Origin of the sequence: Streptomyces recifensis, from assembly GCF_002154615.1 — a bacterium.
GTDB classification, from domain to species: Bacteria; Actinomycetota; Actinomycetes; order Streptomycetales; family Streptomycetaceae; genus Streptomyces; species Streptomyces griseoluteus.
Genome location: NZ_MUNH01000023.1, coordinates 1 through 14,675, shown reverse-complemented (window position 1 = coordinate 14,675; position 14,675 = coordinate 1). Strand labels below are relative to the sequence as shown.

The window sequence follows — 14,675 nt, the reverse complement described above, 5'->3', positions numbered from 1 at the left end:
GTTGGTTACGTCTGGGCGTAATCGTCTCTGCTTCTTCACCCCTCCAGCTGTAACCAACCCAGCAGAAGGACCGACGGCGGTCACAACATGTCGGGTGCACTCCCCTGGGCGGGAACCTCGGATGCCGGGTGATCTGGATCATCGGCCGGGGCGGCGGCACGCAGCGCCGCTTCGACCCGGCGGTTGCTGGTCATGGATGCCGTGACGGCGGTCATCGCCAGGAGGAGGCCGGCGGCGGCGTAGAGCGGGGTGCGGATGTCGTAGGTGGTGGCCAGCCAGCCGCCGAGGAAGGCCCCGATGGGGGCGGCGCACATGGCGAGCATGCGGGAGGTGGAGGCGACCCGGCCCATCAGGTGGGCGGGGACGATCGCCTGTCGGAGGGAGGGCGCGAGCACCATCGTGGCGCCCATGCCGGCTCCGCAGACGGCGAGCGCGAGACCGGCGACGTACGGGTTCGGGGCAGCGGCCAGGCCCAGGATGGCCAGCCCTTCGACGGCGGCCGTGCAGGTCAGCGCGGTGCCGGTGCCGAGTCGTCGGCCAAGGTAGGAGGCGACGCCCGCGCCGAGCAGGCCGCCGGTGGCCTCCGCCGTGAGGAGCAGGCCGAAGCCGTAGGTGTCGATGCCCAGCCGGTCGTGCGCGAAGAGGGCGAGGACGGTCTCCACCGCGAGGAAGGCGACGTTCCCGACCGCGGGGCGCAGCGCCAACCCGAGCAGCACCCGGTCCCGGAAGACGTATGAGGCCCCGGCCCGCGCCTGCCGCAGCAGCGACTCGCGGACCTCCGGAACGGGCCGGGGCATGGCGGGCAGCGACCGTACGAGCAGCGCGGAGCACAGGAACGACAACGCGTCGGTGAGCAGCGGGACCGCCCGCCCGAGCGTGAGCAGGGCACTGCCCGCGGGCGGTCCCGCGAAGCCGGACATGGCGGTCTGGGCGCCGCGCAGGCGGGAGTTGGCGCGCTCCAGGAGCGCGGGGTCGCGGCGGAGAAGATCCGGCAGGTAGGCCGTGGCGGCCGTGTCGAAGAAAAGTCCGCCGAGGCCGAGCAGGAAGGCGACGGCCGCGAGCAGCGCAATGCTCAGCACGTCGAGCGCGGCTGCCGCCGCCGGTATCCCGAGCAGCCCCGCACGCGCGGCGTCCGCGACCCACATCGTGCGCCGGCGGTCCCAGCGGTCCACCAGCGCACCGCCGAGCACCCCGAACAGCAGCCACGGCAGCGTTCCGGCGGCCGTGACGACGGCGAGCGCCATCGGATTCCGCGTCAACGTCAACGCGAGCAGCGGCAGCGCGGCGTGCGACACCCCGTCACCGAGCGAAGAGATCGTCTGCGCGGTCCACAGCCGCCCGAACCCGGTCGGCAACTTACGGTTTTCCGAGGTCACTTGGCGTCCTCTTCGGTCTGCTTGCGCGATGCCGGGTGGAACAGGGCGAAGACGAGTGACGCGTCCGGCAGCGACGGATCGGACAGCTCGCGGTACTCGTCCGCCAGTGCCTCCAGCCGTGCCCCCAGCTCCGCGAACTGCTCCTCGGTGAGCCGCAGATGCGCCATCCGTACATGCCGCTCGCCGTCCGCCGGCGACGCCTCCAGGTCCGCCACCGCATGCCGCATCAGCGCATCCGGCCCTCCTTCGCCCGGGTCGGGCAGCGCGATCGACCGCGCGGCCATCGCGTAGTACCGCTCGGTGACCCCCCGCACCTTCCGTGTCCGTACGACCTTCACCAGGCCGGCCCGCTCCAGCAGCCGCACGTGGTAGCTGGAACTCCCCTTCGCCAGGCCCACGCGCTCGGCGATCTGCGTGATCGTCGCGGGCTCGAAGCGGAGCACGGCCATGATCCGGTGACGCGTCAGATTGGAGACGGCGCGCAGCTGGTCGTCAGTGGTGACGTGGAACGTCTCGGGGAGATCGTCGGTAGGCATGCCAGCAATGGTCAACAACTCTTGACCATTGCGCAAGGGATTTCACACGGACTTCCAGAATCTGCTGTCCGGCGTGCGAGGCCGTCCGTCATCAGTAGCCTTGCGCCGCACGCGCCTTACGACGGAGGGCTTCCCGCATGACCACCTCGTTCGTTCGCCCTGAACCGCCGTACTACGCGGTGATCATCACCACCCGGCCCGCCGAGGACCTGGAAGGCTACGCGGCGATGAGCGAGCGCATGGCCGAACTCGGTGAGGCGCAGCCCGGCTATCTCGGGCGCGAGTCCATGACGGACAAGGACGGCCGGGATCTCGTCGTCATCTACTACGCGGACGAGGCGTCGATAACGGCGTGGAAGGCCCACCCCGAACACCTGCAGGCCCAGCGGCTCGGCCGCGAACGCTGGTACTCCTCCTACAGCGTGGAGGTCGCACGGGTGGAGCGCGCCTACGCCTTCCCCCGCGACTGAGGCCCGTGGCCGAGGCCCGGAAACGCCCGAGGGCGGCACCCCCTGTATGGGAAGTGCCGCCCCTGGAAAGGACAGTTGATCCGAAGAAGGATCAGAAGTCCATGTCACCGCCCGGCATGCCGCCCGGAGCGGCCGCGGCGGCCTTCTCCGGCTTGTCGGCGATGACGGCCTCGGTGGTGAGGAACAGCGCGGCGATGGAGGCCGCGTTCTGCAGCGCGGAGCGCGTGACCTTCGCCGGGTCGATGATGCCCTCGGCGATCATGTCGACGTACTCGCCGGTCGCGGCGTTGAGGCCGTTGCCGACGGGGAGGTTGCGGACCTTCTCCACGACGACGCCGCCCTCGAGACCACCGTTGACGGCGATCTGCTTCAGCGGGGCCTCCAGCGCGAGCTTGACCGCGTTGGCACCGGTCGCCTCGTCGCCCGTCAGCTCCAGCTTCTCGAAGACCTGGCCGGCCTGCAGCAGGGCCACGCCACCACCGGCGACGATGCCCTCCTCGACGGCCGCCTTGGCGTTGCGCACGGCGTCCTCGATGCGGTGCTTGCGCTCCTTGAGCTCCACCTCGGTGGCGGCACCGGCCTTGATGACCGCCACGCCGCCCGCGAGCTTCGCCAGGCGCTCCTGGAGCTTCTCGCGGTCGTAGTCCGAGTCGGAGTTCTCGATCTCGGCGCGGATCTGGTTCACGCGGCCCTGCACCTGCTCCGAGGAGCCGGCACCGTCCACGATCGTGGTCTCGTCCTTGGTGACGACGACCTTGCGGGCGCGGCCCAGCAGGTCCAGGGAGGCGTTCTCCAGCTTGAGACCGACCTCCTCGGAGATGACCTCGCCACCGGTGAGGATGGCGATGTCGCCGAGCATGGCCTTGCGGCGGTCGCCGAAGCCCGGAGCCTTGACGGCGACGGACTTGAAGGTGCCGCGGATCTTGTTGACCACCAGGGTCGACAGGGCCTCGCCCTCGACGTCCTCGGCGATGATCAGCAGCGGCTTGCCCGACTGCATGACCTTCTCCAGCAGCGGGAGCAGGTCCTTGACCGAGGAGATCTTGGAGTTGGCGATGAGGATGTACGGGTCCTCGAGCACCGCCTCCATGCGCTCCATGTCGGTCGCGAAGTAGGCGGAGATGTAGCCCTTGTCGAAGCGCATGCCCTCGGTGAGCTCGAGCTCCAGACCGAAGGTGTTGCTCTCCTCGACGGTGATGACGCCTTCCTTGCCGACCTTGTCCATCGCCTCGGCGATGAGCTCGCCGATCTGGGTGTCGGCGGCGGAGATGGAGGCGGTGGAGGCGATCTGCTCCTTGGTCTCCACGTCCTTGGCCTGCTCGAGCAGGGCGGCGGAGACAGCCTCGACGGCCTTCTCGATACCGCGCTTGAGGGCCATCGGGTTGGCGCCGGCGGCCACGTTGCGCAGGCCTTCCTTGACCAGGGCCTGGGCCAGCACGGTCGCGGTGGTCGTACCGTCGCCGGCGACGTCGTCCGTCTTCTTGGCGACTTCCTTGACCAGCTCGGCGCCGATCTTCTCGTACGGGTCCTCGAGCTCGATCTCCTTGGCGATGGAGACACCATCGTTGGTGATCGTGGGGGCGCCCCACTTCTTCTCGAGGACGACGTTGCGGCCCTTGGGGCCGAGCGTCACCTTGACGGCGTCCGCGAGCTGGTTCATGCCGCGCTCGAGGCCGCGCCGCGCCTCCTCGTCGAACGCGATGATCTTGGCCATGTGAAGTGGTCCCTCCAGGACTGGGGGTGATTCCTTCGGACCGCGCCCGCGCCCGCGACGGACGGCTCGCCGGCCTCGTGGTTCCTTGCCCCACCCGGCCTGCGGGCCTCACCGACCCGGTCCTTCGTTGTCACTCTCACCTTCAGAGTGCTAACGCAATGATTAGCACTCACCCAGGGCGAGTGCAAGCGCCTTCGGGGGATCAGGACGGGACTTAACAGGACGAAGGGCCCGCACCCTGTACGGGTACGGGCCCTGCGCTCTGCTGGAGACGTTCAGGCGGTGACGCGAACCATGTCGGCCTGCGGGCCCTTCTGACCCTGCGAGATCTCGAACTCGACCCGCTGACCCTCTTCCAGGCTGCGGTAGCCGTCCATCTGAATCGCGCTGTAGTGGACGAAGACGTCCGCACCACCGTCGACCGCGATGAAGCCGTACCCCTTCTCCGCGTTGAACCACTTGACGGTGCCCTGAGCCATGGCTAACTCCCCTATTACTGGCCCTTGCGCAGATCCACACCTCGTGAACCTGGGTCAGACCTCGCCCCCCAATCGGTCGGGGGCGTGCGCCGGAACGCGTCGACCGCGGCTGAATGTATCTGTCCAACTGCCGTCTGCAACAGGTCAATCGGACGAGAATTCTGGACGGACACAGTCCGGAATCTGCCGCAACTTCGGCCGAATTCGGGGCAAGTCGGGCCCCATAAATGCAACAAATGCCGCACATTACCCGCGCATTTTGGCTACTTCTTGTCGGGCCGGCCGCATGAATCAAGGACGCCCGGTCCGCGGGACCGGGAGCGCGTTCCCCAACTCTACCGCGCTCAATCACGCAGAATGGCCCCCTCCGTTTGTCTTGCGGAGGGGGCCATTACCGAGGGTAAATTTCAGCCGCCGGCTACCGCCGGAATGATGGAGACACCCGCGCCGTCGGGCGTGGCGGTCCGAAGTCCGTCCTCGAAACGCACGTCGTCGTCATTGACGTAGACATTCACGAACCGGCGCAGCCTGCCCTGGTCGTCCAGGACGCGCGCGGCAATGCCCTGGTGGTGCTTCTCCAGGTCCTCGATGACCTCCGCGAGCGTGCCGCCCTCGGCGGCGACCTCGGCCTGCCCGCCGGTGTAGGTGCGCAGGATGGTCGGGATGCGAACGGTCACGCTCATGCGAGGCCAGCCTCTCGGAAGGAGTCCAGGTTCGGGCGGATGGTCGCGGTCAGACCGGTGCCGGCGACCGCGTCCAGGGTCTTTAGACCGTCGCCGGTGTTGAGGACGACGGTGGTGAGCGAGGGGTCCAGCGCGCCGGACTCGATCAGCTTGCGGGTGACGCCGACCGTCACCCCGCCCGCCGTCTCGGCGAAGATGCCCTCGGTGCGGGCCAGCAGCTTGATGGCGTCCACGATCTGCGGGTCCGTCACGTCCTCCACCGCCCCGCCGGTGCGGCGCGCGATGTCCAGCACGTACGGCCCGTCGGCCGGGTTGCCGATGGCGAGGGACTTGGCGATGGTGTCCGGCTTCTGCGGCCGCACCACGTCGTGGCCGGCCTTGTAGGCGGCCGACACCGGCGAGCAGCCCTCCGCCTGGGCGCCGAAGATCTTGTACGGCTTGTCCTCGACCAGGCCGAGGGCGATCAGCTCCTTCAGCCCCTTGTCGATCTTGGTGAGCTGGGAGCCGGAGGCGATCGGCACCACGAGCTGGTCCGGCAGCCGCCAGCCGAGCTGCTCGCAGATCTCGTACGCCAGCGTCTTGGAGCCCTCGGCGTAGTACGGCCGCAGGTTGACGTTGACGAAGCCCCAGCCCTCGCCGGCCGGGTCACCGATCAGCTCGGAGCAGAAGCGGTTCACGTCGTCGTAGTTGCCCTCGATGCCGACCAGCTCACCGCCGTAGACCGCGGCCATGACGACCTTGCCCTGCTCCAGGTCGTGCGGGATGAACACGCAGGAGCGCAGGCCGGCGCGGGCGGCGGCGGCGCCGACCGCGCCGGCCAGGTTGCCGGTGGAGGAGCAGGAGAGGGTGGTGAAGCCGAAGGCGCGGGCGGCCTCCAGCGCCTGGGCGACGACGCGGTCCTTGAAGGAGTGCGTCGGGTTGCCGGAGTCGTCCTTCACGAACAGCCCGCCGGTGACGCCGAGTTCACGCGCCAGGCGGTCGGCCTTGACGAGCGGGGTCCAGCCGGGGTTGAGGTTCGGCTTGTCGGCCACGTCGGCGGGGACGGGCAGCAGCGGGGCGTAGCGCCAGATGTTCGCGGGACCGGACTCGATGCGCGCCCGGAGCTTGTCGGTGTCGTACGCGGAGAAGTCGTAGGCGATCTCCAGCGGCCCGAAGCACTCCTCGCAGGCGAAGACGGGACCGAGCGGGACGCGGTGTCCGCACTCCCGACAGCTCAGGGCGGCGGCGGGTCCGAGATCGACGGTGGGGGTGGCGACAGTCTGCACAGCCATGGAGGCGAGGCCCTTTCTCCTCATCTTCCTCACGACGCATCTCGCCGTGAGACGGATTTGGCACCTTCCCTAGCCGGGAGCCTCGCGCGTGCCGCGGTGTGTCGCGCACGGGAGACCGGCTGGAGGGTTGCCGGGGCTTCATCGGGCCGTTTCCCTCTGCCCCTCTGGATGAGCGGTATTCGGTTGTGGACGCCGTCCGACCTCGACATGCGATGGTCATCGGCGTTGTTCAAGACTGTAACCGAAGGCCAGGAGAGTTGAAGGTGTCGTCCGAACCGCGAGATGGATCAGGCAGTGAGGAGCCGCAGACCATGATGGAAGAAACCGAGCGCTGGCTGGCCACCCGCTCCTGGTCCGTGGCCGACCGCCCGCTGCACCGCGTGCTGGCCGCCAAGCAGCGGTCCGGGCAGCGGGTCTCCGTGGTGCTGCCCGCGCTGAACGAGGAGGCGACGGTCGGCGAGATCGTCTCCGTGATCCGCCACGACCTGGTCTTCCAGGCGCCGCTGGTGGACGAGATAGTCGTGGTGGACTCCGGGTCCACCGACCGCACCGCCGAGGTGGCCGCCGCCGCGGGCGCGCGGGTGGTGCACCGGGACGAGATCCTGCCCCGGCTGCCCGCCGTGCCCGGCAAGGGCGACGTGCTGTGGCGCTCCCTGCTGGCGACCAGCGGCGACATCGTCGCCTTCGTGGACGCCGACCTGCGCGAGTTCTCCTCCGACTTCGTGCTCGGTATCGTCGGCCCGCTGCTCACCGATCCGGGGATCGACCTGGTCAAGGCGATGTACGACCGTCCGCTGGGCGGCGCCGCCGGGCAGGGCGGCCGGGTGACCGAGCTGATGGCGCGCCCGCTGCTGAACATGCACTGGCCGCAGCTCGCCGGGTTCGTGCAGCCGCTCGGCGGGGAGTACGCGGCCCGGCGCTCCCTGCTGGAGCGGCTGCCCTTCCCGGTGGGGTACGGGGTCGAGCTGGGCATGCTGGTGGACTCGCTGCATCTGGTCGGGCTGGACGCGCTGGCCCAGGTGGACGTGGGCGTGCGCAAGCACCGGCACCAGGACGGGCAGGCGCTCGGCCGGATGGCCGCCGCGATCTACCGCACCGCGCAGCTCCGGCTCGCGCGCGGGCATCTGGTGCGGCCCGTGCTGACCCAGTTCGAGCGGGGGGTGAGCGGGTTCGAGCCGCGCACGTACTCGGTGGACACCGAGGAGCGGCCGCCGATGACGGAGATCGCGGAGTACGCGGCACGCGAAGTGGCGTGAGCGGGCCGTATACGGTCCGGCTCGCCGGTCGCGCGTACGTTTGAGCGTTTGTGGGCCGGGCTAGGTTGAGGCCATGGCTACGCAGGGTGCTGAGGTGCTGGTCGCGTCCAATCGCGGCCCGGTTTCGTACACGGTGGGTCCGGACGGGTCCCTGAGTTCCCGCCGGGGTGGCGGCGGTCTCGTCTCGGGGCTGTCGGCGATCGGTCCGGACACGGACGCGGTGTGGGTGTGTGCCGCGCTCGGGGACGGCGACCGGGCGGCGGTGCGGCGCGCGGACGGCGGACTGCTTCCCGCCGAGGACACCGGCGGACAGCGGGTGCGGATGCTGGACATCGACGCCGGGGTCTACGCCGACGCGTACAACGGGATCGCCAACTCCGCGCTGTGGTTCGTGCACCACATGATGTACCAGACGCCGCTGGAGCCGGTGTTCGACGCGGAGTTCCGCCGGCAGTGGGACGCGTACCGGGCCTACAACCAGGCGTTCGCCCAGGCGCTGGCCGAGGAGGCGGCGCCGGGGGCGGCGGTCCTGATCCAGGACTACCACCTGACGCTGGCCCCGCGGATGCTGCGCAAGCTCCGGCCCGACCTGCGCATCGGGCACTTCTCGCACACCCCCTGGGCGCCGCCGGACTACTTCCGTCTGCTCCCCGACGACATCGCTGCCGAGCTGCTCACCGGCATCCTGGGCGCCGACCGGGCGGCCTTCCTGACCCGGCGCTGGGCGGACGCGTTCACCGACTGCTGTCACGCGGTCCTGGGTCCGGGCATCCCCTCGGGTACAGAGATCGGGGTGCACGGGCTCGGCGCGGACGCGGAGTTCCTGCGGGAGCGGGCGCACCGGGCCGACGTGGACGAGCGGATGGCGGTGCTGCGGGAGCAGATCGGCGAGGGGCGCCGGTCGATCGTCCGGGTGGACCGCACCGAGCTGTCCAAGAACATCGTGCGGGGCCTGCTGGCGTACCGCCGCCTCCTGGAGGACCACCCCGAGTGGCGCGAACGCGTGGTCCACGTCGCCTTCGCCTACCCCTCCCGGCAGGACCTCGCCCTGTACCGCTCCTACATGGACGAGGTGCGCCGGGTCGCGGAGCAGATCAACTACGAGTACGGCACGGCCGGCTGGACCCCGGTCCTGCTCCACCTCGACGACGACTTCGCCCGTTCCCTCGCCGCCTACCGCCTCGCCGACGTGGCCCTGGTGAACCCCATCCGCGACGGCATGAACCTGGTCGCCAAGGAGGTCCCGGTCGTCTCGGACGAGGGCGTGGCCCTGGTGCTGTCCCGCGAGGCGGGCGCCTACGAGGAACTCTCCGAGCACGCCATCACGGTCAACCCGTACGACGTCGTCGGCACGGCCGAGGCCCTCCACGAGGCACTGACCCTCCCGGACGCGGCCCGCGCCGAACGCTCCAAGCACCTCGCCGACGCGGCCACGGCCCTGCCCCCCACCCAGTGGTTCCTGGACCAGCTGAACGCGCTGCGGGGGTGATCAGCCGGTGCGGTCCGCGAGGGCGTTGAGCAAGTCCACCACGCCCTCCGGGCCGTCCACCACCAGGTCGGCGCGTTCTGCCAGTTCGGTCACCTCGCTGCTGCCGCTGCACACCAGGAGGGACGGGGTGCCCTCGGAGCGGAGTTTTTCGAGGGCTGCGAAGGCGGGGAGGTCGCCGAGGTCGTCGCCGGCGTAGAGAACGGACTCGGCGCCGGTGGCGCGGAGGTGGTCCAGGAGGGCCACGCCCTTGTCCATGCCGGGCGGGCGGAGTTCGAGGACGAGGCGGCCGGGTTCGACGATGAGGCCGTGGCGGGTGGCGAGGTCGGTGAGAGGGGCCCGGAGGGTTGCGAAGGCGGCCTCGGGGTCCTCGGCGCGGCGGGTGTGGACGGCGACCGCGCGGCCCTTCTCCTCGATCCAGGTGCCGGGCCAGGCGCCGGCCCGGTCCAGGACGCCGGGGAGTTCCGCGCGGACCGCGGCGATGCCGGGGTGCGGGGCGGGCGCGGTGACGGTGCCGGTCGCGGCGTCCCAGCGCTCGGCGCCGTAGTGGCCGAGGACGACGAGGTGCTCCAGGCCGGGGACCCCGGCGAAGCCGCCGTTGCGCACCGCGACGCCGGCCGGGCGGCCGGTGACCACGGCGACGGAGGCCACCTTCGGCGCGAGCGCCGCCAGCGCAGGCACCGCGCCGGGGTGGGCGCGGGCCTGGTCGGGGTCGGCGACGATGGGGGCCAGCGTGCCGTCGAAGTCGAGGCCGACCACGGCGGTGCGGGGCCGCTGGAGCAGCGCCCGCAGGCCGTCGCGGCCCGCCGGGGTCACCGGTACCGGCAGGGTGCTGTCCTCGGCGGTGTTGTCAGGGTTGCCCATAGGGCGACACTATCCGCGCCGGGCCGCCCTCACGCCTGTGAAAAACGGCTCTACCGTTCCGACCTTCGCGCCTCGCGGACCCGCCGCAGCCGGTTGACCGTCACCGGGTCGTGCCGGAGGGCACGCTCGTCGTCCAGCAGGGCGTTGAGGAGCTGGTAGTAGCGGACCGGCGCGAGCCCGAGCTGCTCGCGGATGGCGCGCTCCTTGGCGCCGGGGCCGGGAAAGCCCCGGCTCTCCAGCGCGAGGATCGCCTTCTCACGGCTGCCGAGTTCCATGCCGGCAACCGTAACCCCGACCACGGACAGCGGGCTCAGCCCTGGGACTGGGCCGTGCTGTCGGCGGCCGTGGCGGCGGCCTGGAGCCGGGTGAGGACGCCCGCGGGGCTGCCGTCGGGCGAGACCGCCTGCCCGATGTCCTTCTTCACGGCGGCGCTGACCGCCGCCCAGGAGGTCTTGTTCACCGGGTACTGCTCGGCGGTGGGCAACTGCTCCAGGAACGCGTGCAGCGGCGCGTCGGACTTCGCGTCCGACTGGCTCATCGCCTCCGACGCGGTGGTGGTGACGGGCAGCAGACCGTACTTGCGGGAGAAGTCGAGTACGTTCTTCTGCTCGTACACGAAGTCCAGGAAGCTGCCGACCTGGCGGGCGTGGCCGTTCTGCCTGAAGGCCAGCATCCAGTCGGTGACACCCATGGCGGCCCGTGCCCGGCCGGTGCGGCCCGGCATCGGGACCATGCCGAACTTCACGCCCTTGGCCTCGGCCTGCCGGATCAGCGTGGGGTGGCCGTTGAGCATGCCGACCTGCCCGTCCGCGAACGCGGCGAACGCGGCGGCCCGGTTGAGCCGGCCGGGGGCGACGGGCCCGGTGAGCCCCTTGCCCACCAGGTCGTCCTTGAGCCAGGTGAACGTCTCCCCGTTCAGCGCGGAGTCGATCGTGTAGGTGCCGATGTCGTCGGTGTAGCCGCTGCCGCCGCTGAGCAGCCACTGCATGGTCTCGGCCTGCGCCTCCTCCGGGCCGAGCGGCAGCGCGAACGGGTACTTCACGCCCTTGGCCTTGAGGGCCTCGGCGTCGGAGGCCAGCTCGTCCCAGGTGGTGGGCGGGGTGATGCCGGCCTGCTGGAACAGCGACTTGTTGTAGAAGAGCACGCGCGTGGAGGCCGCGAACGGCATCGCGTACGGCGTGTGGTTCCAGTCCCCGGCGTCGGCGAGCTGCGGCACGAAGTCCGCCTGGGTGCCGATGGAGAGCGTGTCGGACATCGGATACAGCTTCCCGGCGGCCGCGTAGTCGGCGTACGCGCCGATCTGGGCCATGTCGGGGGCGTTCCCGGAGTCGACCATCTCCTTGACCTTGGCGTCGACGTCGTTCCAGGAGTAGACGCTGACCTGGACCTTCACATCGGGGTGCTTCGCCTCGTAGGCGTCCACCAGCGCGGCCCAGTACTTCTTGGAGCTGTTGGCGGCCGAGTCGCCGTAGTCGGCGGCGACCAGCTTGAGGGTGGTGTCCGAGGAGCCCGTGCTCCCACAGCCGCCGAGCATCGCCGTCATGCCCAGTGCGGACACCACCGCGATCGTTCCTGCCGTACGCCGACGCACCCTCAAAACCCCTGTCCCCTTGGTCAGACCATTCGAATTCGAACGCATAAGGTCTACACCACGTGAGTGGACTAGACCTTTCTCGGGTCGGCGGGTCACACTGGTCCGGTGAGACATGTCGTCGCCCTGGACGTGGGCGGTACCTCGATGAAGGCCGCGCTCGTCGGCGAGGACGGCGCGGTGCTGCACCGCGCCCGCCGCGCGACAGGCCGCGAGGGCGGACCGGACGCGGTCGTCGAGAACCTGCTCGCCTTCGCCGCCGACCTGCGCGCGCACGGCGCCGAGCACCTCGGCGCCCCCGCGCTCGCGGCCGGCGTCGCCGTCCCCGGCACCGTCGACGAGGCGAACGGCACCGCCCTGTACTCGGCCAACCTCGGCTGGCGCGACGTACCGCTGCGCGCGCTGCTCACCGAGCGGCTCGGCATGCCCGTCGCCCTCGGCCACGACGTGCGCACCGGCGGCCTCGCCGAGGGCCGCGCCGGGGCCGGCCGGGGCGCCGGCCGCTTCCTGTTCGTCGCGCTGGGCACCGGCATCGCCGGGGCGATCGGCCTGGCCGGCGGTGTCGAGGCGGGCGCGAACGGCTTCGCCGGGGAGATCGGCCACATCGTGGTACGCCCCGGCGGCCGCCCCTGCCCGTGCGGCCAGACCGGCTGCCTGGAGCGCTACGCCTCCGCCGCCGCCGTCGGCACCGCCTGGGCGGCGGCGAGCGGGCGCGCGGACGCGGACGCCGCCGACTGCGCGCGGGCCGTAGCCGCCGGGGACCCGGACGCGGCCCGCGTCTGGACCGAGGCGGTCGACGCGCTCGCGGACGGCCTCGTCACCGCGCTCACCCTGCTCGACCCCGGCACACTGATCGTCGGCGGCGGGCTCGCCGAGGCCGGTGACGTGCTGTTCGGGCCGCTCGGCGCGGCGATCGAGCGCCGGATCACCTTCCAGGGCGCGCCCGTCCTCGTCCCGGCCGCGCTCGGCGACGGCGCCGGCTGCCTGGGCGCGGCGCTGCTCGCCCAGGACCTGCTCCAGCACATCCCCCAGACCACGGAGGTACGCACCTGATGGCCGACAACAGCGCACGCCCGCTGGTGCTCACCGGCGGCACCGTGGTGCTGCCCACCGGCGAGGTGCCCGGCGGGCGGGTCGCCGTCGACGGCCGCCGGATCGCGGAGCGGGCGCCCGAGGGCGCCGAGGTGCTCGACGTGACCGGCCACTGGGTGGTCCCCGGCTTCGTGGACCTGCACAACCACGGCGGCGGCGGAGCGGCCTTCTCCGGCGGCGCGGAGGACGCGCTCACCGCCGTCCGCACGCACCGCGAACACGGCACCACCACGCTGGTCGCCTCCACCGTCACCGACGACCTGGACGTACTGGCCCGCCAGGCCGGGATGCTGGCCGAACTGGCCGAGCAGGGCGACATCGCGGGCGTCCACTTCGAGGGACCGTTCATCTCCCCGTGCCGCAAGGGCGCGCACTCCGAGGCGCTGCTGCGCGACCCGGACCCCGCCGAGGTCCGCAAGCTGGTCGACGCCGCGCGCGGCCACGCGAAGATGGTCACCCTCGCCACCGAGCTGCCGGGCGGGCTGCACTCCGTACGCCTCCTCGCCGAGCAGGGCGTGATCGCGGCCGTCGGGCACACCGACGCGAGCTACGAGCAGACGGTCGCCGCCGTCGACGCGGGCGCCACCGTCGCCACCCATCTCTTCAACGCGATGCCCCCCATCGGCCACCGCGACCCCGGCCCGATCACCGCGCTGCTGGAGGACGGCCGGGTCACCGTCGAGCTGATCAACGACGGCACCCATCTGCACCCGGCCGCACTACAGTTGGCCTTCCACCACGCGGGCGCCGACCGCGTCGCCTTCATCACGGACGCGATGGACGCGGCGGGCTCCGGCGACGGCCGCTATCTGCTCGGCCCGCTGGAGGTCGAGGTGCGCGACGGCGTGGCCCGGCTGGTGGAGGGCGGCTCGATCGCGGGCTCCACGCTGACCCTGGACCGCGCCTTCCGGCGAGCGGTCACCGTGGACGGCCTCCCGGTCACGGACGTGGTCAGGGCGCTGTCGGCCAACCCGGCGCGGCTGCTCGGCATGGCGGACCGGGTCGGCTCGCTGGAGCCCGGCAGGGACGCCGACCTCGTGCTGCTGGACGGCGACTTCGCGCTCAAGGGCGTCATGCGCCGGGGTGAATGGGTGATCACGCCCCAACTGCCCTGATCCGTACCCGGCTTCGTCAGACGGCGTCCGTCCCTCAACTGGGCCGGACGCCGTCTCTTTGGCATGATCGGGGCCCCGGAAACCGAGGCGTACGGACCATCGAGGGAGGTCGGACCGGGTGATCCTGACGGTCACGCTGAACACCGCTCTCGACATCACGTACCGCGTGACGTCGCTGCGGCCGCACGCCGAGCACCGGGTGTCGGAGGTCGTGGAGCGGCCCGGCGGCAAGGGCGTCAACGTGGCCCGCGTGCTCGCCGCGCTCGGGTACGCGGTGACGGTCACCGGTTTCGCGGGCGGCCCGACCGGCCAGGTGCTGCGCGAGCGGCTCGCGGCCGCGCCGGGGATCACCGACGCGCTGGTGCCGGTCGGCGGCCCGACCCGCCGCACGGTCGCCGTGGTGGACGAACTCACCGGTGACACCACCCAGTTGAACGAGCCCGGTCCGCACATCGGCGTCACCGAATGGGCCGCCTTCCTGCGCGCCTACGACACTCTCCTCGCGGACGCCCGGGCGGTCGCCCTCTGCGGCAGCCTGCCACCGGGCGTGCCGGTGGGCGCGTACGCGGGACTGATACGGGTGGCCCGGTCGGCCGGGGTGCCGGTGCTGCTGGACACCGGCGGGGAGCCGCTGCGGCGCGGGATCGCCGCCCGGCCCGACATCGTCAAGCCCAACGCGGCGGAACTGGCCGAACTCACCGGCTCCCACGAGCCGGCCCGCGCCACCCGCGACGCCCGCCGC

Annotated in this window: 15 protein-coding genes and 1 riboswitch; of the genes, 6 read left to right on the top strand and 9 right to left on the bottom strand. The window is 71.5% G+C overall.

Features of this window, described 5'->3' with window-relative positions; genetic code table 11:
- Positions 1-80: 80 nt before the first annotated feature.
- The gene (locus CCN33_RS01555; protein ID WP_086690267.1) at positions 81-1,376 is read right to left on the bottom strand and encodes an MFS transporter; all 1,296 of its coding nucleotides are present in this window, start codon (positions 1,374-1,376) and stop codon (positions 81-83) included.
- Positions 1,373-1,912 carry an ArsR/SmtB family transcription factor gene (locus CCN33_RS01550; RefSeq protein WP_086690264.1) on the bottom strand — a complete coding sequence of 180 codons (540 nt, stop codon included), beginning with the start codon at positions 1,910-1,912 and terminating at the stop codon, positions 1,373-1,375. Before CCN33_RS01550 ends, CCN33_RS01555 begins: the two co-directional genes overlap by 4 nt.
- A 137-nt stretch (positions 1,913-2,049) precedes the next feature.
- Here CCN33_RS01550 and CCN33_RS01545 point away from each other — a divergent pair, with 137 nt between their 5' ends.
- Complete coding sequence (locus CCN33_RS01545; RefSeq protein WP_086690262.1) at positions 2,050-2,382, top strand: antibiotic biosynthesis monooxygenase family protein; 333 nt, start codon at positions 2,050-2,052, stop codon at positions 2,380-2,382.
- A 91-nt stretch (positions 2,383-2,473) separates the two neighbouring features.
- Here the strand turns inward: CCN33_RS01545 and groL are convergent, their stop codons facing one another.
- The 4 genes from groL to thrC form a co-directional block, all read right to left on the bottom strand.
- The gene (gene groL / locus CCN33_RS01540) at positions 2,474-4,096 is read right to left on the bottom strand and encodes a chaperonin GroEL (protein ID WP_086690260.1); all 1,623 of its coding nucleotides are present in this window, start codon (positions 4,094-4,096) and stop codon (positions 2,474-2,476) included.
- A gap of 275 nt (positions 4,097-4,371) precedes the next feature.
- A complete protein-coding gene (locus tag CCN33_RS01535) occupies positions 4,372-4,575 on the bottom strand; it encodes a cold-shock protein (protein ID WP_009189266.1) in 204 nt (67 codons plus the stop codon).
- 407 nt (positions 4,576-4,982) lie between these two features.
- Positions 4,983-5,258: a MoaD/ThiS family protein gene (locus tag CCN33_RS01530; RefSeq protein WP_086690258.1), complete on the bottom strand. Its 276-nt coding sequence runs from the start codon at positions 5,256-5,258 to the stop codon at positions 4,983-4,985.
- Complete coding sequence (gene thrC / locus CCN33_RS01525) at positions 5,255-6,529, bottom strand: threonine synthase (protein WP_086690256.1); 1,275 nt, start codon at positions 6,527-6,529, stop codon at positions 5,255-5,257. Before thrC ends, CCN33_RS01530 begins: the two co-directional genes overlap by 4 nt.
- A 17-nt stretch (positions 6,530-6,546) precedes the next feature.
- Positions 6,547-6,704, bottom strand: a riboswitch (SAM riboswitch).
- Between the two features lie 136 nt (positions 6,705-6,840).
- Here thrC and CCN33_RS01520 point away from each other — a divergent pair.
- On the top strand, positions 6,841-7,785 hold the full coding sequence (locus CCN33_RS01520; protein ID WP_086690254.1) for a glucosyl-3-phosphoglycerate synthase: 945 nt from the start codon (positions 6,841-6,843) through the stop codon (positions 7,783-7,785).
- Between the two features lie 73 nt (positions 7,786-7,858).
- Positions 7,859-9,274 carry an alpha,alpha-trehalose-phosphate synthase (UDP-forming) gene (locus CCN33_RS01515; RefSeq protein WP_208621628.1) on the top strand — a complete coding sequence of 472 codons (1,416 nt, stop codon included), beginning with the start codon at positions 7,859-7,861 and terminating at the stop codon, positions 9,272-9,274.
- On the opposite strand, the gene otsB is transcribed toward CCN33_RS01515, so the two are convergent.
- Genes otsB through CCN33_RS01500 form a run of 3 tightly spaced genes read right to left on the bottom strand, consistent with a single transcriptional unit; the run spans position 9,275 to position 11,726 of the window.
- Positions 9,275-10,135, bottom strand: coding sequence for a trehalose-phosphatase (otsB, locus tag CCN33_RS01510; protein ID WP_086690249.1), 861 nt, complete (start codon positions 10,133-10,135; stop codon positions 9,275-9,277).
- Between the two features lie 50 nt (positions 10,136-10,185).
- Positions 10,186-10,410 (bottom strand): DUF3263 domain-containing protein, encoded by a 225-nt coding sequence (locus CCN33_RS01505; RefSeq protein WP_030804564.1) that lies wholly within the window; start codon positions 10,408-10,410, stop codon positions 10,186-10,188.
- Positions 10,411-10,445: 35 nt separating this feature from the next.
- Entirely contained in the window at positions 10,446-11,726 is a 1,281-nt protein-coding gene (locus CCN33_RS01500) for an ABC transporter substrate-binding protein (protein WP_450266371.1), read from the bottom strand.
- A 108-nt stretch (positions 11,727-11,834) separates the two neighbouring features.
- On the opposite strand from CCN33_RS01500, the gene CCN33_RS01495 reads away from it, so the two are divergent.
- The 3 genes from CCN33_RS01495 to CCN33_RS01485 form a co-directional block, all read left to right on the top strand.
- Entirely contained in the window at positions 11,835-12,779 is a 945-nt protein-coding gene (locus tag CCN33_RS01495) for an ROK family protein (RefSeq protein ID WP_086690245.1), read from the top strand.
- Positions 12,779-13,933 (top strand): N-acetylglucosamine-6-phosphate deacetylase, encoded by a 1,155-nt coding sequence (gene nagA / locus CCN33_RS01490; protein WP_086690243.1) that lies wholly within the window; start codon positions 12,779-12,781, stop codon positions 13,931-13,933. The genes CCN33_RS01495 and nagA overlap by 1 nt, the downstream gene beginning before the upstream one ends.
- 118 nt (positions 13,934-14,051) lie before the next feature.
- The coding region (locus tag CCN33_RS01485) for a 1-phosphofructokinase family hexose kinase (protein WP_086690241.1) at positions 14,052-14,675 on the top strand (624 nt) is incomplete at its 3' end.